Genomic DNA, 21,862 nt, shown 5'->3' on the forward strand with positions numbered 1-21,862 from the left:
CGCACGCAAATCTCGCTCCTACGGGAGCGTGTCTGTAGGAGCGAGGCTTGCCCGCGATGCGGTTGCAGGGGGGATAGGTGTTCACAACAAGAAAGAGGTCCCATGCCCAACCGTGCCGAACTTGACGCCACCACCGCCCGCTGGCTGCCGTGGGTGGTGGCCATCGCCTTTTTCATGCAATCCCTCGACGGGACCATCCTCAATACCGCCCTGCCGGCCATGGCCCGCGACCTGGCGGAAGATCCGTTGCGCATGCAGGGCGTGGTCATCGCCTACATGCTCACCGTGGCGCTGCTGATCCCGGCCTCGGGCTGGATCGCCGACCGTTTCGGCACCAAGAAAATCTTCTTCGGCGCCATCCTGCTGTTCAGCATCGGCTCATTGCTCTGTGCCCTGTCCAACTCCCTGAGCATGCTGGTCGGCGCCCGGGTGATCCAGGGCCTGGGCGGCGCCCTGATGCTGCCCGTCGGCCGGCTGGTGGTGCTGCGCGCCTACCCGCGCTCGGAACTGGTGCGGATCATGGGTTTCATCACCATTCCCGGGCTGCTCGGCCCGCTGATCGGCCCGACCATGGGCGGCTGGATGGTGCAGTACCTGACCTGGCACTGGATCTTCCTGATCAACCTGCCGGTGGGCGCGATCGGCTGTTATGCCGTCTGGCGCTTCATTCCCGACCTGCGCGGCAGCGAGCGCACGCGTTTCGACGGCCTGGGCTTTTTGCTGTTCGGCGCGGCGATGGTGCTGATCACCATCGCTATGGAGGGCCTGGGCGAACTGCACCTGCCGCACCTGCGGGTGATGTTGCTGCTGTTCGGCGGCCTGGCCTGCCTCGCGGCCTACTGGCTGCGGGCCGGGCATATCGACAACCCGCTGTTCGCGCCTTCGCTGTTCAAGGTGCGGACCTTTGCCGTAGGCATCCTCGGCAATCTGTTCGCCCGCCTCGGCAGCGGCGCCCTGCCGTTCCTGGTGCCCTTGCTGCTGCAAGTGGCCCTCGGTTATTCACCGTCCCAGGCCGGGATGAGCATGCTGCCGCTGGCCGCCGCGGCGATGCTCGCCAAGTCCATCGCCCGTCCGCTGATCGAACGCCTGGGCTACCGCATCGTCCTCACCGGCAACACCCTGGCGCTGGGGATCATGCTCGCCAGCATGGGTCTAGTGACGGAACAGACGCCCTACCCGCTACTGCTGGGCATGCTGGCGGTGCTGGGGGCGATCAACTCGCTGCAGTTCACTGCGATGAACACCGTGACCCTGATCGACCTCGACGACGCTTCCGCCAGCAGCGGCAACAGCCTGCTATCGGTGGTGGCGCAACTGTCCCTGAGCCTGGGGGTGGCCTGCGCCGGCGCGCTGCTCGGCGGCTTCACCGCCGAAGTCGGCAACGATGGCGTGAACACCGTGCTCGGCGCCTTCCAGCTGACCTTCCTCACGGTGGGGATCATGGCGATGCTGGCGGCGGCGATCTTCCTGCAGCTGTCGCCCAGGGACGGCCGACGGGCGAAGAAGGTCCAGGAGCATATCGAGCACTGAGGCGCATCGGATAAAACATGCAGCTCGATTGACGTCGGCTGCGCCGCCGATCGCAGCCTTCGGCAGCGGCTACAGGAGCGAGCGATGGCTCGCTCGTCCAGAAATTGCAGGTAAAGGGAGCGGGACTGATACACTGCGCGACATTTTGTTTTGCAGGCCCGTCCCGTGACCACCATTGCCACCGCTTTTAATACTTTGCCGCTGTCCGCCGCCATGCTGGCTAACCTCGACTCACTCGGTTATGCCCAGATGACGCCGGTCCAGGCGCAAAGCTTGCCGGTGATCCTCAAGGGGATGGACCTGATCGCCCAGGCCAAGACCGGCAGCGGCAAGACCGCCGCGTTCGGCATCGGCCTGCTGAACCCGATCAATCCGCGCTACTTCGGTTGCCAGGCCCTGGTGATCTGCCCGACCCGCGAGCTGGCCGACCAGGTGGCCAAGGAAATCCGCCGCCTGGCCCGCGCCGAAGACAACATCAAGGTCCTGACCCTGTGCGGCGGCGTGTCCTTCGGCCCGCAGATCGCCTCGCTGGAACACGGCGCGCACATCATCGTCGGCACCCCGGGCCGCCTGTCCCAGCACCTGCGCAAGGGCTCGCTGAAACTCGACGGCCTCAACACCCTGGTCCTCGACGAAGCCGACCGCATGCTGGACATGGGCTTCTACGACCCGATCGAAGAAATCATCGCCTACACCCCCGAGCGCCGGCAGACCCTGCTGTTCTCCGCCACCTACCCGGTGGGCATCAAGCAGTTGGCCTCGAAGTTCATGCGCGACCCGCAGCAGGTGAAGGCCGAAGCCCTGCACGCCGACAGCCAGATCGAACAGCGTTTCTACGAGATCTCGCCGGAAGAACGCATCGACGCGGTGGTCAAGGTGCTGAACCACTTCCGTCCAGAGTCCTGCGTGGCCTTCTGCTTCACCAAGCAGCAGGTCCAGGAAACCGTCGACCACCTGACCGCCAAGGGCATGTCCGCGGTGGGCCTGCACGGCGACCTGGAACAGCGCGACCGCGACCAGGTATTGGCGATGTTCGCCAACCGCAGCACCTCGGTGCTGGTGGCCACCGATGTGGCCGCCCGCGGCCTGGACATCGATGCCCTGGACATGGTGATCAACGTCGAGCTGGCGCGGGATTCGGAGATCCACATCCACCGCGTCGGCCGCACCGGCCGCGCCGGCGAGAAGGGCCTGGCGGTCAGCCTGGTGGCGCCGTCCGAGGCGCACCGCGCCCAGGCCATCGAGCAATTGCAGAAGTCGCCCTTGAACTGGGAACAGATCGACAGCCTGAAATCCCAGGGCGGCGGCCCGCTGCTGCCGGCCATGAGCACCCTGTGCATCGGCGCCGGGCGCAAGGACAAAGTGCGTCCGGGCGACATCCTCGGCGCCCTGACCGGTGAAGCCGGCATCCCCGGCACCCAGGTCGGCAAGATCGCGATCTTCGACTTCCAGGCCTATGTCGCCGTGGACCGCGGCATTGCCAAGCAGGCCCTGCAACGCCTGAACAGCGGCAAGATCAAGGGCCGTTCGCTGCGCGTGCGCATCCTGTAATACCACCGCGGCCAATGCCTGCTCTCCTGTAGGAGCGAGGCTTGCCCGCGATCAAGGCACCGCGGTCTGCCAGGTACAACCGCATCATCGTTCATCGCGGGCAAGCCTCGCTCCTACGGGAACGGGGTTGCCTCGACACTTGTGTGAGGACACCGTTTTGCGCTCTACCGAAGTCGTGATCATTGGCGCTGGCGCCGCAGGGTTGATGTGCGCGCTGACCGCGGCCGGCCGTGGCCGCCAGGTGCTGCTGCTGGACCACGCCAACAAGGCCGGCAAGAAGATCCTCATGTCCGGCGGTGGGCGCTGCAACTTCACCAATATGTACACCGAGCCGGGCAATTTCCTCTCGCACAACCCGCATTTCTGCAAGTCGGCCCTGGCCCGCTACACCCAGTGGGATTTCATCGGCCTGGTGGCCAAGCACGGCGTGCCGTACCACGAGAAAAAACTCGGCCAGCTGTTCTGCGACAACAAGTCCAGCGACATCCTCGGCATGCTGCTCGACGAGTGCGACCAGGTCGGCGTCCAGCTGCACCTGGACACCTCGATCCAGCAGATCGAGAAGCTCGACAGCGGCTACCTGCTGGAAACCACCCTCGGCCAGCTCCAGTGCCAATCCCTGGTGATCGCCACCGGCGGCCTGTCGATTCCGACCCTGGGCGCCACCGGCTTCGGCTATCAGGTGGCCAGGCAGTTCGGCCACGAGCTGCTGCCGACCCGCGCGGGCCTGGTGCCGTTCACCATCACCGACCAGCTCAAGGAGCTGTGCGGCGAGCTGTCCGGTACCTCGGTGGACTGCCTGGTGAGCTGCAACGACATGAGCTTTCGCGAGAACATCCTGTTCACCCACCGTGGCCTGAGCGGTCCGGCGATCCTGCAGATTTCCTCGTTCTGGGAATCCGGCGACACGGTGGAGATCAACCTGCTGCCGGACCACGACGCCGCAAGCTGGCTGCAACAGCAACAGGCCGAACGCCCGAACAGCGAGCTGAAGACCCTGCTTGGCGAGATCTTCACCAAGAAGATGGCCGGCCTGCTGGCGGACAACTGGTTCGTCTCCAAACCGATGAAGCAGTACACCCACGCCGAACTGGCGCAGATCGCCGAGCAACTGGCGTGCTGGAAAGTGGTCCCGGCCGGCACCGAGGGTTATCGCACCGCCGAAGTGACCCTGGGCGGCGTCGACACTCGCGAGGTGTCGTCCAAGACCATGGAGTCGCTGAAGAGCCCGGGGCTGTATTTCATCGGCGAGGTGCTGGACGTCACCGGCCACCTGGGCGGCTTCAACTTCCAGTGGGCCTGGGCCTCCGGCTACGCGGCCGCGCAGTACGTCTGATCCGCCGTTCACCTGGCCTGTAGCCGCTGCCCCAGGAGCCGCAGAACCGGCCACTGCGGTGGGACAGGCCGAACACGGTCGCCTGTTATGCGGCCGCTGCGCGCCCGATCGCAGCCTCGCAGGGCTCGGCAGCGGCTACAAGGCTTCCCCGTATCCTGTAGCCGCTGCCGCAGGCTGCGATAGGTCCGCAGGACCTCGGGGCGCCAGATCGCTGCGCCCCTTCGGGTCGATCGCAGCCTTCGGCAGCGGCTAAAGGTTCCGATGAACATCAGCGGGAACAGAATTTGCTGTCGGATGTGACGACCCCATTGCACGGTCGTCAATACTGGCTCAATTTAGCGGCATCGCCCCGGAAGGCTTTCTCACTTCATGTCATCGACCAGCTTTCGTCAGTCACTGCGGCGCCTTTGGGCGCTGGATAAATTCAGCTACAGCGTGCGGGTGTTCATCGCTCTGACCGGGAGCATGGCGCTGTGCTGGTACCAGGACGAAATGGCCTTGCTGATTCCCTTGTTCCTGGGGATTATCGCCAGCGCCCTGGCCGAGACCGACGACAGCTGGCAAGGCCGGATCAATGCCCTGGCCGTGACCCTGGTGTGTTTCAGCGTCGCTGCCCTTTCCGTCGAACTGTTGTTCCCCTACCCCTGGATCTTCGTCATCGCCCTGGCGCTGGCCAGCTTTGGCCTGACCATGCTCGGCGCCCTGGGCGAACGTTACGGGGCGATTGCCTCGGCGACCCTGATCCTGTCGGTCTACACCATGATCGGCGTGGACCAGCGCGGCGGCGCCGTCACCGACTTCTGGCACGAACCGCTGCTGCTGGTGGCCGGCGCCGCCTGGTATGGCCTGCTGTCGGTGCTGTGGCAGGCGATGTTTTCCAACCAGCCGGTGCAGCAGAGCCTGGCGCGCCTGTTCCGCGAGCTGGGCTATTACCTCAAGCTCAAGTCGTCGCTGTTCGAGCCGATCCGCCAGCTGGACGTGGAAGCACGCCGGCTGGAACTGGCGCAGCAGAACGGCCGGGTAGTGGCGGCCCTGAACGCCGCCAAGGAAATCATCCTGCACCGGGTCGGCAACGGCCGGCCGGGCTCGAAAGTCAGCCGCTACCTGAAGCTGTACTTCCTTGCCCAGGACATCCACGAACGCGCCAGCTCGTCCCACTACCCCTACAACGCCCTGGCCGATGCGTTCTTCCACAGCGACGTACTGTTCCGCTGCCAACGCCTGCTGCGCCAGCAGGGCAAGGCTTGCCGGGCCCTGGGCGAATCCATCCAGCTGCGCCAGCCCTTCGTCTACGACGCCAGCTTCGCCGAAGCCCTGAGCGACCTGCACGCCTCCCTGGAACACCTGCGCATCCAGAGCAACCCGGCCTGGCGCGGCCTGCTGCGTTCGCTGCGGGCGCTGGCCGCCAACCTCGGCACCCTCGACCGCCTGCTCAGTGACGCCAGCAACCCCGACGCCCTGGCCGACGCCACCGACAGCAGCCTGCTGGACCGTTCGCCGCGCAACCTCAAGGACGTCTGGACCCGCCTGCGCACCCAGCTGACCCCGACGTCGCTGCTGTTTCGCCACGCCCTGCGCCTGCCCTTGGCCCTGAGCATCGGCTACGGCATGGTGCACCTGATCCACCCCTCCCAGGGTTACTGGATCATCCTCACCACCCTGTTCGTCTGCCAGCCGAACTATGGCGCCACGCGGCGCAAGCTGGGCCAGCGAATCATCGGCACCGCCATCGGCCTGGTGGTCGCCTGGGCGCTGTTCGACCTGTTCCCCAGCCCGCTGGTGCAGTCGCTGTTCGCGATTGCCGCCGGGGTGGTGTTCTTTACCAACCGCACCACCCGCTACACCCTGGCCACCGGCGCCATCACCATCATGGTGCTGTTCTGCTTCAACCAGGTGGGCGACGGCTACGGGCTGTTGCTGCCGCGCCTGTTCGATACCCTGCTGGGCAGCCTGATCGCCGGCCTGGCGGTGTTCCTGTTCCTGCCGGACTGGCAGGGCCGACGCCTGAACAAGGTGCTGGCCAATACCCTGACCTGCAACAGCATCTACCTGCGGCAGATCATGCAGCAGTACGCGGCCGGCAAGAGCGACGACCTGGCTTACCGCCTGGCCCGGCGCAACGCCCACAACGCCGACGCGGCGCTGTCCACCACCCTGGCCAACATGCTGATGGAGCCTGGGCATTTCCGTAAGGAAGCGGACGTGGGCTTTCGCTTCCTGGTGCTCTCGCACACCCTGCTCAGTTACCTCTCCGGCCTCGGCGCGCATCGGGAAACCCAGCTGCCGGCGGAAGTCCGCGAGCACCTGATCGGCGGGGCCGGGGTCAGCCTGGCCAGCAGCATCGATGAAATCGCCCAGGGCCTGGCGAGCAAGCAGCCGGTGGCGATCCAGAGCGATGCCGAAGAGGCCCTGGCCAATGAGCTGGAGCAGATGCCGGACGAGATCGATGAAGGCCAGCGGCTGGTGCAGACCCAACTGGCGCTGATCTGCCGCCAACTGGGCCCCTTGCGGACCCTGGCGGCGCATCTGATCAAGGCGGCCTAAGAGCAGCTGCAAGCTTCGAGCTTCAAGCTGCAAGACGGGTGCGGACTGCCTTGCTTGTAGCTTGTAGCTTGTAGCTTGCCGCTGCCCCCCTTACATCCCGTGCTGGCGCAGCAAGCGGTCGTAGCTGCCGTCGGCTTTCATCGCCTCGATCTCTCGATCGAACCCCGCCACGATCTGCGCATGTGCGGGGTTCTTCAGGCTGACCAGGATATGCAGGCCGTTCTCGCTCAGGGAATTGGGCAGGAACTCCACCGCGTTACGCACCCGCGGCGACTCCCGCGCCAGGTAATAGCGGGCAACGTACTCGTCCTCCAGGGTCAGCTTGACCCGGTCGGCTGCCAGCATGCGCACCGCCATCGCGAAGTTGTGCACCAGGACCTTCTGCAGTTCTGGATCGCTGTCGAAATCGGGGGAGTAGGCATAACCGCGCACCACCGCGATGGGGTACTGGTGCAGTTGCTTGAGGTTGGTGTATTCGATGGGGGCATCCTTGCGCCGGATGAAACGCACCCGATTGACCAGATACTCCGAGGAGAATTGCCCCAGCTGGGTGCGGGCCTCATTGAACCAGGCATTCACCAGCACGTCGTAACGCCCCTCGCCGACGCCAAGCAAGGCCCGCGCCCAGGGCACCTGTTCGAACTCGCTGGCATAACCGGCCCGGGCCAGCGCGGTGCTGACGATGTCGGTGGCCAGCCCGCCGTTGACCAGCGTCGCATCCGTGAAGGGCGGCCAGACGTCGGCGACCAATCGCAATTTTTCCGCATAAGCGCTCTGGCCCAGCAACAGCAATCCGATCAAAGCAAAGGCTCGATGCAATCGCGGCATGCTAAAAGATCCTTAGCGGGCGGACAGCCCTGCGTGTTTTTTTGCCCAGACTCGAGGTTCTCCGGCCGGCGGACGGCCACGACCCAGCTCCTAACAGTAGCTTATGGGTGCCACTGCACAGCGCTTCAGCGCAGATTACACAAAGAAGACCGCCACGAACCAATGCGATGATGGCATTTTGACCTACCTCACAGAAACGCCACTCCAGCACCAGACAAGACAAGCCACCCGCCAGGCGCTTAACATCCGGGCACCGCTTTCCAAAGGATGAAACGATGACAATCGAATGGGTCTGCAAACACCACACCGATCTGGGCAAGGAGCAGTTGTACGCGATCCTGCAGTTGCGTACCGAAGTCTTCGTGGTCGAGCAGAAATGCGCCTACCAGGAAGTCGATGGCCAGGACCTGGAAGGCGACACCTGCCACCTGATGGCCTGGGATGATGACCAGCTGGTGGCTTATCTGCGCCTGCTCGACCCGACCTCCCAGGGCGGCGACGTGGTCATCGGCCGCGTGGTGATCGCCCCGCAAGCGCGGGGCAAGGGACTGGGCCATGAACTGATGGAGCACGCCCTGAAACAGGCGCAGAAACGCTGGCCGCAGATGCCGATCTATCTGTCGGCCCAGGCGCATTTGCAGGGGTATTACGGGCGCTACGGCTTCAACGTCGTGGGCGAGGAGTACCTGGAAGACGATATTCCGCATATCGGCATGCGCCGAAGCTGATAGCGTCATCGCGAACCTGCTGGCGCCAGCAGGTTCGCCTTCGCATCGACCGGCTGCCGAGTTCCCTCAGGGATACTCCAACACCGTCTTGATCCGCGACAGGTTCGCCTCGATCCAGCCCTTGTCGATCGCGCCCCAGCTTTTGATCCGATAGCTGCCGGCATGATTGCGCGCGCCGTCCTGCTGCTCGAACTCACAGACGATATCCAGATCCGCCAGGGCGGCGATGGTGTCCTGCGCCGTGCGCCGCGGCATGCCGGTGGCCTCGGTCAGGGCCGGGACATTGCTGGCCAGGCCGCTGTCGATCAGGTACGCCACATACAGCCGGCGGTAAAAGCTGCTCTTGGTCTTGCTCACGTCCATCGCCCGTTCCTTGTACAGGGTTACTCGGAACCACCTGCCCTGGCGTGCAGGTCGCGCCAGGTCAGGTAGACCCGCAGGTCGAATTCCAGTTGGTGATAGCCCGGCAGCATGTGCTCGCAGAGCTTGTAGAACGCCTTGTTGTGCTCGCTTTCCTTGAAGTGCGCCAGCTCGTGGACAACGATCATGCGCAGGAACTCCGGCGCCGCCTCCTTGAACAGCGAAGCGATGCGGATTTCCTTCTTGGCCTTGAGCTTGCCGCCCTGGACCCGCGAGATCGTGGTGTGCAGGCCCAGGGCGCGGTGCGTCAGGTCCAGGCGGTTGTCGAACAGCACCTTGTCGATGGCCGGGGCGTTACGCAGGTACTCCTGCTTCAACTCCAGGGCATAGCCGTACAGCGCCTTGTCGCTCTGCACCCCGTGCTTGCCGGGGTACCGCTGGCTCAGGTAATCGCCCAGCCGCCCTTGCGCAATCAGCTGGCGCACTTGCTCTTGCAGGGTGGCGGGATAGGCCTGGAGGTATTTCAACGCGGTCATGGGGCGCCAATGCAATCACGAAAGGCCGCCAGTGTAGCGAATTCAACCCGGCAACGCGCTCCAGTCGAAAGGCTCGGCAAAGCGCTCGGCATCCGCGGCGATCAACGGCCGGGCCACCAGGAAGCCCTGCACGTACTCGCAGCCGTTGGCCTGCAGCCAGCGGTACTGCTCCAGGGTCTCCACGCCCTCGGCGATCACCAGCACGCCGAACGCCTTGCACAGGTCGATCACGCAGCGCGCCAGCGCCGCATCCCGTGCCGAATCCGGCAACCTGGCGATCAAGTGACGGTCGAGCTTGAGGGTATCGAGCTGCAGATCCCGCAGGTGGGCCAGCGAACAGGCGCCCGAACCGAAGTCATCCAGCGCCACCCGCACCCCGAGACTGCGCAACAGGCGCAGCTGCTTGCGCGACTCGTCGAGGTTCTGGGTCAGGGCGTCTTCGGTGATCTCGACCTCCAACTGCCGAGGTTCCAGGCCATGGCGTTCCAGGACCTGGCGCAGTTCGGTGGCGAGGTTCGGCATGGCGAACTGGGTGCCGCTCAAGCTCACGCCCAGCACGGTCTGCTCGGCGAACAGTGTTTTCCAGGACGCCCGCTGGCTCGCACTCTGCTGATAGATCCAGCTCCCCAGGCGGCTGATCAGCCGCGCCTCCTCCAGCAGCGGCAGAAACAACCCCGGCGGCACATCGCCGACACTCGGATGCCGCCAGCGCAACAGGGCTTCGAAACCGCGCAGGCGCCCATCGGCAATCGCCACCTGGGGCTGGTACACCAGGTTGAACTCCTTGTGCTCGACCGCGCTGCGCACGCTTTCCTCGAGCATCAGCCGCGAGCGGGCACGGCCGTTCATTTCGTGGTCGTAATAACGATACTGCTGGCGCCCGGCACGCTTGGACTCGTACATGGCGATGTCCGCCGCGCGCATCAGGCCATCCAGATTGGAACCGCAATCGGGGTAGATGGCGATACCGATACTGGCCCCCAGCGCGACCTCAAGGCCATCGAACTGCTGACAGATCGATATGCGCTCGATGAGCTTCTCGGAAATCTTCGCCGCCTGTTCCGGAAACTCCAGCTCCAGCAAAGCGGTGAACTCATCGCCGCCTATGCGCGCCAGGATGTCGAAGGAACGCAGGCAGGCCTTTATCTGTTCGGACACCCAGCGCAGCACCCGGTCCCCGGCGTCATGCCCCAGGGAATCGTTGACCCGCTTGAATCCGTCCAGGTCCAGGTACAGCAGCACCACCGACTTGTCGGAGCGCTCGCTGCGCAACAACAGGCTTTCCACGGTCTGGTAGAAGCCACGACGGTTGAGCAGGCCGGTCAGCGGGTCGGTCACTGCCTGGTATTCCAGTTGCTGGTGCAGATGACGGACTTCCGACATGTCGAGCAAGGTCACCACCATCGCCTTCTGCTCGCTCGGCAGTGGCGCGCAGGACAACGCCACCGACACCTGCTGGCCCGGAGCCGTACGCAACGTGGCGTCGTGCAGGCGGTAGGTCTCACCCTTGCGATAGCTGGCATACAGCTCGGATTCGGCCCACTGCGGCACATGGGGCTTTTGCAGATAGTCGAGCAGCCACGCCCCCTCCAGCTCATTCACCGGAGCGTTGAGCAAGCGGGAAATCGCCGGATTGGCAAAGCGGATGACTCCGCCCTCATCCACTACCAGAATCCCCTCCGCGGCGTTCTCCAGCACCGAGGCATTGAAGGCCCTGGCACTCTCCAGGTCATGGCTCAGGCGCTGCAGTGCGCGGCGATTGCGCTGCTGCTCCAATAGCGCCTGCACCTTGGGCTTGAGGATCTGCGGATCGAACGGCTTGAACAGATAATCCACCGCGCCGCTGGCGTAGCCCTTGATCACCGCGTCCTTGGACTGCTCGTTGGCGGTGAGGAAAATGATCGGGGTCAGCCGGGTTCGCTGGCTGCCGCGCATCAGGCGGGCGACTTCGAAACCGTCCATTTCCGGCATCTGTACATCCAGCAACACCAGATCGATGTCGTGTTCCAGTAACAGCCCCAGGGCCTCGACACCCGAGGCGGCGGTCATGACCTGCCAGTCGTGGCGCTGCAGGAGTGCACGCATGCTGAGCAGATTTTCAGGGTAATCATCAACAATCAGCAAGACCGAGCGGGCTTCACCTGGCCGAGTTTGCGCGCATTCCATGCTGCTTCTCTTGTCTGTGTAGGGTCGGCCTGCGAACAAGGCCGGACAAATACTGAGACTTCACTCTAGACCTGGATCCAATAAAGCAGAAGCTGTCACAGCGCCATCATTTAGCCAAAGCCCGAGGCACCCGACTAACGGTCAGCCCCATAGCTGCTGAAACCGGTGGAGGTGTTTTTTTGACAGATGGTTGACGCCAATTATCCGCCGGACGGGCATTAACAAAAGTCCCTTCTACGCTTATAAAGATCGCCTTCAAAAGCGCAGGCTAAAGCCTTTGTCGGCTTTTTTATCCGGCATCAAATCGGGAAGCTTTGACTATGATCGACCTCGCAACCTGGAATCTGAGCATTCCCGAAGGCAGTCCACCGGCGACTATCGACACCCCCCGACTGGTGGATGGCTTCAAGGATCAATATTTCCATTCCGACACCGGCACCCTGTTCTTCTGGTCGCCCGTCACCGGTTCCCGCACCGCCAACGCCATCTACCCGCGCAGCGAGCTGCGGGAAACCTACTCCAACGGCACCCTGAAGAACTGGACCTACCCGGAAGCCGACAACCTGCTCTACGCCACCCTGGCGGTGAACCAGGTGCCGTCCACGGGCAAGATCGTCATCGGCCAGATCCACGCCTACAACAGCACCAAGCCCCTGGTGAAGGTCGAGTACCAGTACAAGACCACCACCCAGAGCGGCAACATAGTCGCCAAGGTCCGCATGCATCCGGACGATACCGATAGCCGGGTGATCATCGTCGCCGAAAACGTGCCGCTGGACCGCGAGTTCTCCTACCTGATCCACCTGAGCCCGGGCGGTGCCCTGGGCGTCAGCGCCGCAGGCTATCAATGGGACACCCAGCTCAGCAGCACCTGGCGCGACAAGCCGCTGTACTTCAAGGCCGGGGTGTACGTGCAGGACAACACCGGCTACACCACCGAAGGCGGCAAGGTGACCTTCTACAAGCTGGATATCGATCACAACGAAACCTGATCTTCTGTAGGAGCGAAGCTTGCCCGCGATAGCGGTCTGCCTGGCGACATCCATGGCGAATGTCAGGCCCTCGTCGCGGGCAAGCCTCGCTCCTGCACGATGAGGTGTTTGCCACAGGCACAAAAAAGCCCGCATCGCTGCGGGCTTTTTCGTTCAACACAAAGGCTTAGTTGACCTTGGCGTTCAGCTCACCTTTGAGGTAACGCTGGAACATCGCTTCCAGGGAGATCGGCTTGATCTTCGAGGCGTTGCCAGCGGTGCCGAAGGCTTCGTAACGGGCGATGCACACGTCGCGCATGGCGGTCACGGTGGCGCCGAAGAACTTGCGCGGGTCGAACTCGCTCGGGTTGGTGGCCATCAGGCGACGCATCGCCCCGGTGGACGCCAGGCGCAGGTCGGTGTCGATGTTGACCTTGCGCACGCCGTACTTGATGCCTTCGACGATTTCTTCAACCGGCACGCCGTAGGTTTCTTTGATGTCGCCGCCGTACTGGTTGATGATCGCCAGCCACTCTTGCGGAACCGAAGACGAACCGTGCATCACCAGGTGGGTGTTGGGGATGCGCTTGTGGATCTCTTTGATGCGGTCGATAGCCAGTACGTCGCCGGTAGGCGGCTTGGTGAACTTGTAGGCACCGTGGCTGGTACCGATGGCGATGGCCAGGGCGTCGACCTGGGTCTTCTTGACGAAGTCCGCGGCTTCTTCCGGGTCGGTCAGCATCTGGCTGTGGTCCAGCACGCCTTCGGCGCCGATGCCGTCTTCTTCACCGGCCATGCCGGTTTCCAGGGAACCCAGGCAGCCCAGTTCGCCTTCCACCGAAACGCCGCAGGCGTGAGCCATGGCCACGGTCTGCTGGGTCACGCGAACGTTGTACTCGTAGTCGGTCGGGGTCTTGCCGTCTTCGCCGAGGGAGCCGTCCATCATGACCGAGGAGAAGCCCAGCTGGATCGAACGCTGGCAGACGTCAGGGCTGGTGCCGTGGTCCTGGTGCATGCACACCGGGATATGCGGGAATTCTTCGATCGCCGCCAGGATCAGGTGACGCAGGAAAGGCGCGCCGGCGTATTTGCGGGCACCGGCCGAAGCCTGGACGATCACCGGAGAGTCAGTCTTGTCAGCTGCTTCCATGATGGCGCGCATCTGTTCAAGGTTGTTGACGTTGAAGGCTGGAACGCCGTAGCCGAATTCGGCTGCGTGGTCCAGCATCTGGCGCATGCTGATGAGTGCCATTGTGTGTATCTCTCCCGGTCGAGGGTCGTTAATCGTGCAAGCCTGCCGTAGCGGCGGCTGCTATTCAAGTGATTGCAGATCGGGGGTCAGCCCGGCCTGCCGATTCGTTACTGCATCAATCTTGCGAGCCGCGCCTATCTCTGTAGGAGCGAAGCTTGCTCGCGATCAGGGTCATCGCATTCAACATTCCTGTTGACGGTTGGATCGCTATCGCGAGCAAGCTTCGCTCCTACGGGTTCAGCATCGGCTCCCGGCCTACGGCGCTTTACAGCCGCGGCCGATCAAATCGTTGGTGGCGACCCAGTAAACCAGGCCTTCGTCACCTTTTTCGTGAAACGCCAGCATGTCGTTGCTGTACAGCGAACCGGAACCGCTCGGCTCCAGCTTCAGGCGATAGACCTGATCGGCCCCGCCCAACCGCACATCGACTTCCTTGCGGCCGCTGTCGGTGTAGCGCCAGACCACTTGCGCCTGGCTGTCGCACACCCAGGTCGTCCAGTTGTCCGTCTCGGCCGGCTTGAACAGGTCGAAGTTGGCGCAACCTGCCAGCAATCCCAGCGCAGCCACGGCGATAAAGCCTTTCATCGGTGTTCCTCGGCTGACGGCCCACGGCCGCCAGCACAACGCGTTATCGAATCAGACCCGTCAAGGGCAACCATGTTCCTTGGCCTTGGCTGGAGTCTCGTACTTGTCCAGACCATCGGGTCCCATGCGCTTGTTGATCACCGGCGCAGTCTCGGCCTGCCAGTCGGCCTGATAGCAACCTCTCTCAGGCTCTCCCGACTCGGGCTCCGACTGGGCAGGCTGACTACCGCAACCGGCCAGCAAGCCCGCGACGATCAACAGCGGTAACGTCTTGACCATATGAACACTCCCTTGCCTGGCCATTGGGGCTTCAGGCCTTGGCCCGGCTTTCCAGGACTTCGACCGCCGGCAGTACCTTGCCCTCGACGAATTCGAGGAAAGCGCCACCACCGGTAGAAATGTAGGAGATTTGCTCGGCCACGCCATATTTATCGATGGCCGCCAGGGTGTCGCCGCCGCCGGCGATGGAGAACGCCGCGCTCTCCGCGATGGCCTGGGCCAGCACCTTGGTGCCGTTACCGAACTGGTCGAACTCGAACACGCCGACCGGACCGTTCCACAGGATGGTCTTCGACGACTTCAGCAGCTCGGCGAAGTTCGCCGCGGTTTGCGGGCCGATGTCCAGGATCATGTCGTCGGCCGCCACCTCGGCAATCAGCTTGACGGTAGCGGTGGCGCTTTCGGCGAATTCCTTGGCCACCACCACGTCCACCGGCAGCGGCACGCTGACCTTGGCGGCAATGGCGCGCGCGGTATCCAGCAGGTCCGGCTCGTACAGCGACTTGCCGACCGGGTGGCCGGCAGCGGCGAGGAAGGTGTTGGCGATGCCGCCGCCAACGATCAGTTGGTCGCAGATCTGGCTCAGGCTGTTGAGCACGTCGAGCTTGGTCGACACCTTGGAGCCGGCGACGATGGCCGCCATCGGCTTGGCCGGGGCGCCCAGGGCCTTGCCCAGCGCGTCCAGCTCGGCAGCCAGCAGCGGGCCGGCAGCGGCGACCTTGGCGAACTTGGCCACGCCGTGGGTCGAACCCTCGGCGCGGTGCGCGGTGCCGAAGGCGTCCATCACGAACACGTCGCACAGGGCGGCGTATTGCCGGGCCAGTTCGTCGGCGTTCTTTTTCTCGCCCTTGTTGAAGCGCACGTTCTCGAACAGCACGATGTCGCCGGACTTGACGTCGACGCCGCCCAGGTAGTCAGCCACCAGCGGCACTTCACGACCCAGGGCACGGCTCAGGTAGTCGGCCACTGGCTTGAGGCTGTTCTCGGCGGAGAACTCGCCTTCGGTCGGACGGCCGAGGTGCGAGCAGACCATCACGGCCGCGCCTTTTTCCAGGGCCAGCTTGATGGTCGGCAGCGAAGCCAGGATACGCGCATCGCTGGTGACAACACCGTCCTTGACTGGGACGTTGAGGTCTTCGCGGATCAGTACGCGCTTACCTTGCAGATCGAGGTCGGACATCTTCAACACGGTCATGGGTCGCAATTCCTGGGTTACTGTTTTTTGGAAACGGGAAGTTAAGAGACAGCTTTGGGTGCGGCTGTTTGCAGATAGTGTCCTGCAACGTCCAGCATTCGGTTGGCAAAACCCCATTCGTTGTCGAACCAGGCCAGGATGTTCACCAGCCGCGGGCCGGAAACACGGGTCTGGCTGGCATCGACGATCGCCGAATGCGGATCATGGTTGAAATCACAACTGGCGTGCGGCAACTCGGTATAGGCCAACAGGCCCTTGAGCGGACCGCTGGTGGCGGCCTCGCGCAGGATCCGGTTGACTTCGCCGGTGTCGGTATCGCTCACGGTCTGCATCGTGATGTCGAGGCAGGACACGTTGACGGTCGGCACGCGCACAGCTTTGGCCTGAATTCGCCCGGCAAGTTCCGGCAGCAGCCGTTCGATACCGCGCGCCAGACCAGTGGACACCGGGATCACCGACTGGAACGCCGAACGGGTGCGGCGCAGGTCTTCATGGTGATAGGCGTCGATCACCGGCTGGTCGTTCATCGCCGAGTGGATGGTGGTGATCGACACATATTCCAGACCGATGGCCTGGTCCAGCAGGCGCAACAGCGGCACGCCGCAGTTGGTGGTGCAGGACGCATTGGACACCAGCAGCTCGTCACCGGTCAGGCAGTCCTGGTTGACGCCGTAGACGATGGTGGCGTCGACATCCGCCTCGCTGGCCATCGGCTGGGAAAACAGCACCCGCGGCGCACCGGCGTCGAGGAAACGCTGGCCGTCTTCACGGGTGTGATAGGCGCCGGAGCATTCGAGCACCAGATCGACGCCCAGGGACGCCCAATCGATGCCTTCGGGGGTGGCACTGCGCAGGACCTTCACGCAGTTGCCATTGATATGCAGACAGTCGCCGTCGACCTTCACTTCGCCGGGAAACCGGCCATGGGTGGAGTCGAAGCGTGTCAGGTATTCCACGCTGGCCATGTCGGCCAGATCGTTGATCGCGACAATCTCGAACCCGGCCGCAGCCCCCCGTTCGAACAGGGCACGCAAGACACAACGACCGATCCGGCCGTAGCCGTTGAGTGCAACTTTATAGGGACGCGGTTGAGGCATGGGGTTCTCGTTAGCCGACAACTTCATGAGCGATACAAAACCATTGTAGGAGCGAGCTTGCTCGCGATGGGCTTCAGGACGACGCGGTTATCCAGATAGCCAGCGTTATCGTTGACGACCATCGCGAGCAAGCTCGCTCCTACAAAGTGATGCGGCGACCAGAGGCCGCCGCATTCGCGCTTTTTTAGTCTTCCAGCAGCTCTTCGGCCTGACCCAGGATGTTTTCCAGGGTGAAACCGAACTCTTCGAACAAGGCCGGCGCAGGCGCCGACTCGCCGTAGGTGGTCATGCCGATGACGCGACCTTCCAGGCCGACGTACTTGTACCAGTAGTCCGCGTGCGCGGCCTCGATGGCGATACGCGCGCTGACCTGCAGCGGCAGGACCGACTGCTTGTAGCCGGCGTCCTGGGCATCGAACACGCTGGTGCATGGCATGGACACCACGCGCACCTTGCGGCCCTGCTCGGTCAGTTTGTCGAAAGCCTGCACCGCCAGGCCGACTTCGGAACCGGTGGCGATCAGGATCAGCTCAGGCTCGCCAGCGCAGTCCTTGAGCACGTAGCCGCCGCGGCTGATTTCGGCGATCTGCACGGCATTGCGGGTCTGATGCTGCAGGTTCTGACGGGAGAAGATCAGTGCCGAAGGGCCGTCCTTGCGCTCGATCGCGTTTTTCCAGGCCACCGCCGATTCCACGGCATCGGCTGGACGCCAGGTGTCGAGGTTCGGGGTGCAGCGCAGGCTGGCGATCTGCTCGATCGGCTGGTGCGTCGGGCCGTCTTCGCCCAGACCGATGGAGTCGTGGGTGTAGACATGGATCACGCGCTGCTTCATCAGGGCCGACATGCGTACCGCGTTGCGCGCGTATTCCATGAACATCAGGAAGGTCGCGCCGTAAGGCACCAGGCCGCCGTGCAGGGCCACGCCGTTCATGATGGCGGTCATGCCGAACTCGCGAACGCCGTAGTACATGTAGTTGCCGCTGGCGTCTTCGGCGCTGACACCCTTGCAGCCTTTCCACAGGGTCAGGTTGGAACCGGCCAGGTCGGCCGAACCGCCGAGGAATTCCGGCAGCAGCGGGCCAAACGCGTTCAGGGCGTTCTGGCTGGCCTTACGGCTGGCGATGGTTTCGCCCTTGGCCGCGACTTCGGCGATGTAGGCATCGGCCTTCTCGGAGAAGTCAGCCGGCAGGTCGCCGCTCAGGCGACGCACCAGCTCGTTGGCCAGCTCGGGGAACTCGGCGGAGTAGGCGGAGAAACGCTGGTCCCACTCGGCTTCGACGGCGCGACCGGCTTCCTTGGCATCCCATTCGGCATAGATGTCGGCCGGGATTTCGAACGGGCCGTGGTTCCACTTCAGCGCGGCGCGGGTCAGGGCGATTTCCTCGGCACCCAGTGGCGCGCCGTGGCAGTCTTCCTTGCCTTGCTTGTTCGGCGAACCGAAGCCGATGGTGGTCTTGCAGCAGATCAGGGTCGGCTGCTCGCTTTTGCGCGCGGTGTCGATCGCGGTCTTGATCTCTTCCGGGTCGTGACCGTCGACGTTGCGGATCACCTGCCAGTTGTAGGCTTCGAAACGCTTTGGCGTGTCGTCGGTGAACCAGCCTTCGACTTCGCCGTCGATGGAAATGCCGTTGTCATCGTAGAAGGCAATCAGCTTGCCCAGGCCCAGGGTGCCGGCCAGGGAAGCGACTTCATGGGAGATGCCTTCCATCATGCAGCCATCGCCCAGGAACACGTAGGTGTGGTGGTCGACGACGTTGTGGCCAGGACGGTTGAACTGCGCCGCCAGGACCTTTTCCGCCAGGGCAAAGCCCACAGCATTGGCCAGGCCTTGGCCCAGCGGGCCGGTGGTGGTCTCGACGCCCGGGGTATAGCCGAATTCCGGGTGGCCCGGGGTGCGGCTGTGCAGCTGGCGGAAGCTCTTCAGGTCGTCGATGGTGACGTCGTAGCCGGTCAGGTGCAGCAGCGAGTAGATCAGCATCGAGCCGTGGCCGTTGGACAGCACGAAGCGGTCACGGTCGGCGAAGGATGGATTGCTCGGGTTGTGCTTCAGATAGTCACGCCAAAGTACTTCGGCGATATCAGCCATCCCCATAGGGGCGCCGGGATGGCCGCTGTTGGCTTTTTGCACGGCATCCATGCTGAGGGCACGAATGGCGTTGGCACGCTCACGACGGCTTGGCATCGCTGATCTCCTGGGGGTTATCTAAGTCGGGTTGAATAAAAACGAATCGGAAAAAGGCGTGCATTTTCCCTCAGCCGGTAGGCGGGGGCAATGACAGATAATGACTCTGGCGCGTTTTTCCGGTCGATAAAGGGGCAATCGCCTGATGAAACCATTCCGCAGTTCGTTTGTAGAACACAGGGACCTGCGTTAAGTGCCACCTATCGACCAATATCAAAACTTTTTGATATTGATCTTGCGAGGTTGGGGGTGCGTCACTAGACTGCTGGCCTTATGAATTTACGCGCGCCCTCCATGAACCATGACGACTGCGACGAGCTAGCAGCCCTGTGCAAGGCCGGCGGCGACCCGCTGCGGCTGAATGTATTGCGCGCGCTGGCCAACGACTCGTTCGGCGTACTGGAACTGGCACAGATCTTCGCCATCGGCCAATCCGGCATGAGCCACCACCTGAAGGTCCTGGCCCAGGCCGACCTGGTGGCAACCCGCCGCGAAGGCAACGCGATCTTCTACCGGCGCGCCCTGCCCCACACCGAACTGCTGGGCGGCAGGCTGCACGCCGCCCTGCTGGATGAAGTGGACAACCTGACGCTGCCCGGCGAAGTGCAATCGCGTATCGGCCTGGTGCACCGCCAGCGGGCGGCCGCCAGCCAGGACTTTTTCTCACGGGTCGCGGAGAAGTTTCGCGCCCAGCAGGACCTGATCGCAGGACTGCCCCAGTACCGCGAAAGCGTGCTGGCGCTGCTCGACAAGCTGAACTTCACGGACACCGCCACGGCCATCGAAGTCGGCCCCGGGGATGGCAGTTTCCTGCCGGAACTGGCCCGCCGCTTCGCCCGGGTGACCGCATTGGACAACAGCCCGGCCATGCTCGAACTGGCACGCCAGGTCTGTGAACGCGAAACGCTGGCTAACGTCAGCCTGCAATTGGCCGATGCACTGAATGGCGTGAGCCTGGCGGCCGATTGCGTGGTGCTGAACATGGTCCTGCACCATTTCGCCGCGCCGGCCGATGCGCTCAAGCGCCTGGCCGGCTTGCTGCAACCGGGCGGCAGCCTGTTAGTGACAGAGTTGTGCAGCCACAACCAGAGTTGGGCCAGGGAGGCCTGCGGTGATCTCTGGCTGGGGTTTGACCAGGATGATCTGGCCCGCTGGGCCACCGCTGCGGGACTGGTTCCCGGAGAAAGTCTGTATGTAGGTTTACGTAATGGTTTCCAGATCCAGGTCCGCCACTTTCAGCGACCGGCTGGCGACACTCACCATCGGTAAATTTTAGGAAACCGTCGAGATGAGCGAATACTCCCTTTTCACCTCCGAGTCCGTGTCTGAAGGGCATCCGGACAAAATCGCCGACCAGATTTCCGATGCGGTGCTGGACGCCATCATTGCCCAGGACAAGCACGCCCGCGTAGCGGTGGAAACCCTGGTCAAGACCGGTGTGGCCATCGTCGCCGGCGAAGTCACCACCTCGGCCTGGGTTGACCTGGAGCAGATCGTTCGTGACGTCATCACCGACATCGGCTACACCAGCTCCGACGTCGGTTTCGACGGCGCGACCTGCGGCGTGATGAACATCATCGGCAAGCAGTCCCCCGACATCAACCAGGGTGTCGACCGCGCCAAGCCTGAAGACCAGGGCGCCGGCGACCAGGGCCTGATGTTCGGCTACGCCAGCAACGAAACCGACGTGCTGATGCCGGCCCCGATCACCTTCTCGCACCAACTGGTGCAGCGCCAGGCCGAAGCCCGCAAGTCCGGCCTGCTGCCGTGGCTGCGTCCGGATGCCAAGTCCCAGGTCACCTGCCGCTACGAAGGCGGCAAGGTGGTCGGCATCGACGCCGTGGTCCTGTCGACCCAGCACAACCCTGACGTGTCGTACAAAGACCTGCGCGAAGGCGTGATGGAACTGATCGTCAAGCACGTGCTGCCGGCCGAACTGCTGTCCAAGGACACCCAGTTCCACATCAACCCGACTGGCCAGTTCATCATCGGCGGCCCGGTCGGCGACTGCGGCCTGACCGGTCGCAAGATCATCGTCGACAGCTACGGCGGCATGGCCCGTCACGGCGGCGGCGCGTTCTCCGGCAAGGACCCATCGAAGGTCGACCGTTCGGCCGCCTATGCCGGTCGTTACGTGGCCAAGAACATCGTCGCCGCCGGCCTGGCCGAGCGCTGCGAGATCCAGGTGTCCTACGCCATCGGCGTGGCGCAACCGACTTCGATCTCGCTGAACACCTTCGGCACCGGCAAGATCAGCGACGACAAGATCATCAAGCTGGTGCGCGAAGTGTTCGACCTGCGTCCGTACGCGATCACCACCATGCTCGACCTGCTGCACCCGATGTACCGCGAAACCGCGGCCTACGGCCACTTCGGCCGTACCCCGCAAACCAAGACCGTGGGTGATGACACCTTCACCACCTTCACCTGGGAAAAGACCGACCGCGCCGAAACCCTGCGCGCCGCTGCCAACCTGTAATCCCGGCAGCACTTACCCAAGCCCCGCACGGTTCGCCTTGCGGGGCTTTTTTGTGGCTGAAGGTTTCATGATTTGCAGGGCGCGCCTATGGAGTCAGCCTGATTCCCAGGGGTATAAGCCAGCTCGCGAAAAACCGGCGCATCGTCCAACCAGCCCGCGAAATACCCGGCAATCCATACGCCCTTTCTCCCTCCCGCCCACCCCTCTAGCCTGCAGCCTGACTCCCCCGAGCAAGGATGCTCC

Annotated in this window: 18 protein-coding genes; 8 read left to right on the forward strand and 10 right to left on the reverse strand. The window is 63.5% G+C overall.

Annotated elements, in window-relative coordinates; translation table 11 throughout:
- Window positions 1–9: 9 nt before the first annotated feature.
- The 4 genes from mdtD (at window position 10) to yccS (ending at window position 6,961) form a co-directional block, all read left to right on the forward strand.
- On the forward strand, window positions 10–1,530 hold the full coding sequence (mdtD, locus tag AC3RCP_RS29675; RefSeq protein ID WP_371860917.1) for a multidrug transporter subunit MdtD: 1,521 nt from the start codon (window positions 10–12) through the stop codon (window positions 1,528–1,530).
- 213 nt (window positions 1,531–1,743) lie between these two features.
- Window positions 1,744–3,081 (forward strand): ATP-dependent RNA helicase DbpA, encoded by a 1,338-nt coding sequence (gene dbpA, locus AC3RCP_RS29680; RefSeq protein ID WP_238437657.1) that lies wholly within the window; start codon window positions 1,744–1,746, stop codon window positions 3,079–3,081.
- A gap of 157 nt (window positions 3,082–3,238) precedes the next feature.
- Window positions 3,239–4,417, forward strand: coding sequence for a BaiN/RdsA family NAD(P)/FAD-dependent oxidoreductase (locus tag AC3RCP_RS29685; RefSeq protein WP_007922295.1), 1,179 nt, complete (start codon window positions 3,239–3,241; stop codon window positions 4,415–4,417).
- 369 nt (window positions 4,418–4,786) lie between these two features.
- The gene (gene yccS, locus AC3RCP_RS29690) at window positions 4,787–6,961 is read left to right on the forward strand and encodes a YccS family putative transporter (RefSeq protein ID WP_087089508.1); all 2,175 of its coding nucleotides are present in this window, start codon (window positions 4,787–4,789) and stop codon (window positions 6,959–6,961) included.
- Between the two features lie 90 nt (window positions 6,962–7,051).
- On the opposite strand, the gene AC3RCP_RS29695 is transcribed toward yccS, so the two are convergent.
- On the reverse strand, window positions 7,052–7,789 hold the full coding sequence (locus tag AC3RCP_RS29695; RefSeq protein ID WP_007922297.1) for a substrate-binding periplasmic protein: 738 nt from the start codon (window positions 7,787–7,789) through the stop codon (window positions 7,052–7,054).
- A 275-nt stretch (window positions 7,790–8,064) separates the two neighbouring features.
- Between AC3RCP_RS29695 and AC3RCP_RS29700 the strand changes: the two genes are divergently transcribed.
- Window positions 8,065–8,517, forward strand: a complete 453-nt coding sequence (locus tag AC3RCP_RS29700) for a GNAT family N-acetyltransferase (RefSeq protein WP_007922299.1) — start codon at window positions 8,065–8,067, stop codon at window positions 8,515–8,517.
- Window positions 8,518–8,583: 66 nt separating this feature from the next.
- Here the strand turns inward: AC3RCP_RS29700 and AC3RCP_RS29705 are convergent, their stop codons facing one another.
- From AC3RCP_RS29705 to AC3RCP_RS29715, 3 genes are read right to left on the reverse strand one after another with little or no spacing between them, the layout of a single operon-like run.
- On the reverse strand, window positions 8,584–8,880 hold the full coding sequence (locus AC3RCP_RS29705; protein ID WP_007922307.1) for a winged helix-turn-helix domain-containing protein: 297 nt from the start codon (window positions 8,878–8,880) through the stop codon (window positions 8,584–8,586).
- 20 nt (window positions 8,881–8,900) lie between these two features.
- Window positions 8,901–9,413: a M48 family metallopeptidase gene (locus AC3RCP_RS29710; protein WP_101339335.1), complete on the reverse strand. Its 513-nt coding sequence runs from the start codon at window positions 9,411–9,413 to the stop codon at window positions 8,901–8,903.
- Window positions 9,414–9,455: 42 nt separating this feature from the next.
- A complete protein-coding gene (locus AC3RCP_RS29715) occupies window positions 9,456–11,579 on the reverse strand; it encodes a putative bifunctional diguanylate cyclase/phosphodiesterase (protein ID WP_101339336.1) in 2,124 nt (707 codons plus the stop codon).
- A 320-nt stretch (window positions 11,580–11,899) separates the two neighbouring features.
- On the opposite strand from AC3RCP_RS29715, the gene AC3RCP_RS29720 reads away from it, so the two are divergent.
- Window positions 11,900–12,571, forward strand: a complete 672-nt coding sequence (locus AC3RCP_RS29720) for a polysaccharide lyase family 7 protein (protein WP_007922313.1) — start codon at window positions 11,900–11,902, stop codon at window positions 12,569–12,571.
- Between the two features lie 166 nt (window positions 12,572–12,737).
- On the opposite strand, the gene fba is transcribed toward AC3RCP_RS29720, so the two are convergent.
- The 6 genes from fba to tkt all read right to left on the reverse strand — a co-directional run bounded on the left by fba (window position 12,738) and on the right by tkt (window position 19,140).
- Window positions 12,738–13,802, reverse strand: a complete 1,065-nt coding sequence (gene fba / locus AC3RCP_RS29725; RefSeq protein ID WP_003229012.1) for a class II fructose-bisphosphate aldolase — start codon at window positions 13,800–13,802, stop codon at window positions 12,738–12,740.
- 255 nt (window positions 13,803–14,057) lie between these two features.
- A complete protein-coding gene (locus AC3RCP_RS29730) occupies window positions 14,058–14,387 on the reverse strand; it encodes an MliC family protein (protein ID WP_101339337.1) in 330 nt (109 codons plus the stop codon).
- Between the two features lie 60 nt (window positions 14,388–14,447).
- A complete protein-coding gene (locus AC3RCP_RS29735; protein ID WP_007922316.1) occupies window positions 14,448–14,666 on the reverse strand; it encodes a hypothetical protein in 219 nt (72 codons plus the stop codon).
- 31 nt (window positions 14,667–14,697) lie between these two features.
- Window positions 14,698–15,861 carry a phosphoglycerate kinase gene (locus tag AC3RCP_RS29740; RefSeq protein WP_101339338.1) on the reverse strand — a complete coding sequence of 388 codons (1,164 nt, stop codon included), beginning with the start codon at window positions 15,859–15,861 and terminating at the stop codon, window positions 14,698–14,700.
- A gap of 41 nt (window positions 15,862–15,902) precedes the next feature.
- On the reverse strand, window positions 15,903–16,958 hold the full coding sequence (epd, locus tag AC3RCP_RS29745; RefSeq protein ID WP_009045982.1) for an erythrose-4-phosphate dehydrogenase: 1,056 nt from the start codon (window positions 16,956–16,958) through the stop codon (window positions 15,903–15,905).
- A 184-nt stretch (window positions 16,959–17,142) separates the two neighbouring features.
- Window positions 17,143–19,140: a transketolase gene (gene tkt / locus AC3RCP_RS29750; protein WP_007922335.1), complete on the reverse strand. Its 1,998-nt coding sequence runs from the start codon at window positions 19,138–19,140 to the stop codon at window positions 17,143–17,145.
- A gap of 273 nt (window positions 19,141–19,413) precedes the next feature.
- Between tkt and AC3RCP_RS29755 the strand changes: the two genes are divergently transcribed.
- Together AC3RCP_RS29755 and metK are read left to right on the forward strand one after the other, a co-directional pair.
- Window positions 19,414–20,409 (forward strand): ArsR/SmtB family transcription factor, encoded by a 996-nt coding sequence (locus AC3RCP_RS29755; RefSeq protein WP_037033913.1) that lies wholly within the window; start codon window positions 19,414–19,416, stop codon window positions 20,407–20,409.
- Between the two features lie 19 nt (window positions 20,410–20,428).
- Entirely contained in the window at window positions 20,429–21,619 is a 1,191-nt protein-coding gene (metK, locus tag AC3RCP_RS29760; RefSeq protein ID WP_009045984.1) for a methionine adenosyltransferase, read from the forward strand.
- Window positions 21,620–21,862: the final 243 nt, after the last annotated feature.

This window comes from Pseudomonas sp. GW822-FHT05A08 (assembly GCF_058800485.1).

Bases quoted from the DNA above. Each gene is read 5' to 3' on its own strand.
- AC3RCP_RS29705 (WP_007922307.1), bottom strand. From the start codon at position 8,880: ATGGACGTGAGCAAGACCAAGAGCAGCTTTTACCGCCGGCTGTATGTG.
- AC3RCP_RS29740 (WP_101339338.1), bottom strand. From the start codon at position 15,861: ATGACCGTGTTGAAGATGTCCGACCTCGATCTGCAAGGTAAGCGCGTA.
- AC3RCP_RS29710 (WP_101339335.1), bottom strand. From the start codon at position 9,413: ATGACCGCGTTGAAATACCTCCAGGCCTATCCCGCCACCCTGCAAGAG.
- AC3RCP_RS29720 (WP_007922313.1), top strand. From the start codon at position 11,900: ATGATCGACCTCGCAACCTGGAATCTGAGCATTCCCGAAGGCAGTCCA.
- metK (WP_009045984.1), top strand. From the start codon at position 20,429: ATGAGCGAATACTCCCTTTTCACCTCCGAGTCCGTGTCTGAAGGGCAT.
- AC3RCP_RS29695 (WP_007922297.1), bottom strand. From the start codon at position 7,789: ATGCCGCGATTGCATCGAGCCTTTGCTTTGATCGGATTGCTGTTGCTG.
- fba (WP_003229012.1), bottom strand. From the start codon at position 13,802: ATGGCACTCATCAGCATGCGCCAGATGCTGGACCACGCAGCCGAATTC.
- AC3RCP_RS29735 (WP_007922316.1), bottom strand. From the start codon at position 14,666: ATGGTCAAGACGTTACCGCTGTTGATCGTCGCGGGCTTGCTGGCCGGT.
- dbpA (WP_238437657.1), top strand. From the start codon at position 1,744: ATGCTGGCTAACCTCGACTCACTCGGTTATGCCCAGATGACGCCGGTC.
- tkt (WP_007922335.1), bottom strand. From the start codon at position 19,140: ATGCCAAGCCGTCGTGAGCGTGCCAACGCCATTCGTGCCCTCAGCATG.
- AC3RCP_RS29700 (WP_007922299.1), top strand. From the start codon at position 8,065: ATGACAATCGAATGGGTCTGCAAACACCACACCGATCTGGGCAAGGAG.
- yccS (WP_087089508.1), top strand. From the start codon at position 4,787: ATGTCATCGACCAGCTTTCGTCAGTCACTGCGGCGCCTTTGGGCGCTG.
- AC3RCP_RS29715 (WP_101339336.1), bottom strand. From the start codon at position 11,579: ATGGAATGCGCGCAAACTCGGCCAGGTGAAGCCCGCTCGGTCTTGCTG.
- AC3RCP_RS29755 (WP_037033913.1), top strand. From the start codon at position 19,414: ATGAATTTACGCGCGCCCTCCATGAACCATGACGACTGCGACGAGCTA.
- epd (WP_009045982.1), bottom strand. From the start codon at position 16,958: ATGCCTCAACCGCGTCCCTATAAAGTTGCACTCAACGGCTACGGCCGG.
- AC3RCP_RS29730 (WP_101339337.1), bottom strand. From the start codon at position 14,387: ATGAAAGGCTTTATCGCCGTGGCTGCGCTGGGATTGCTGGCAGGTTGC.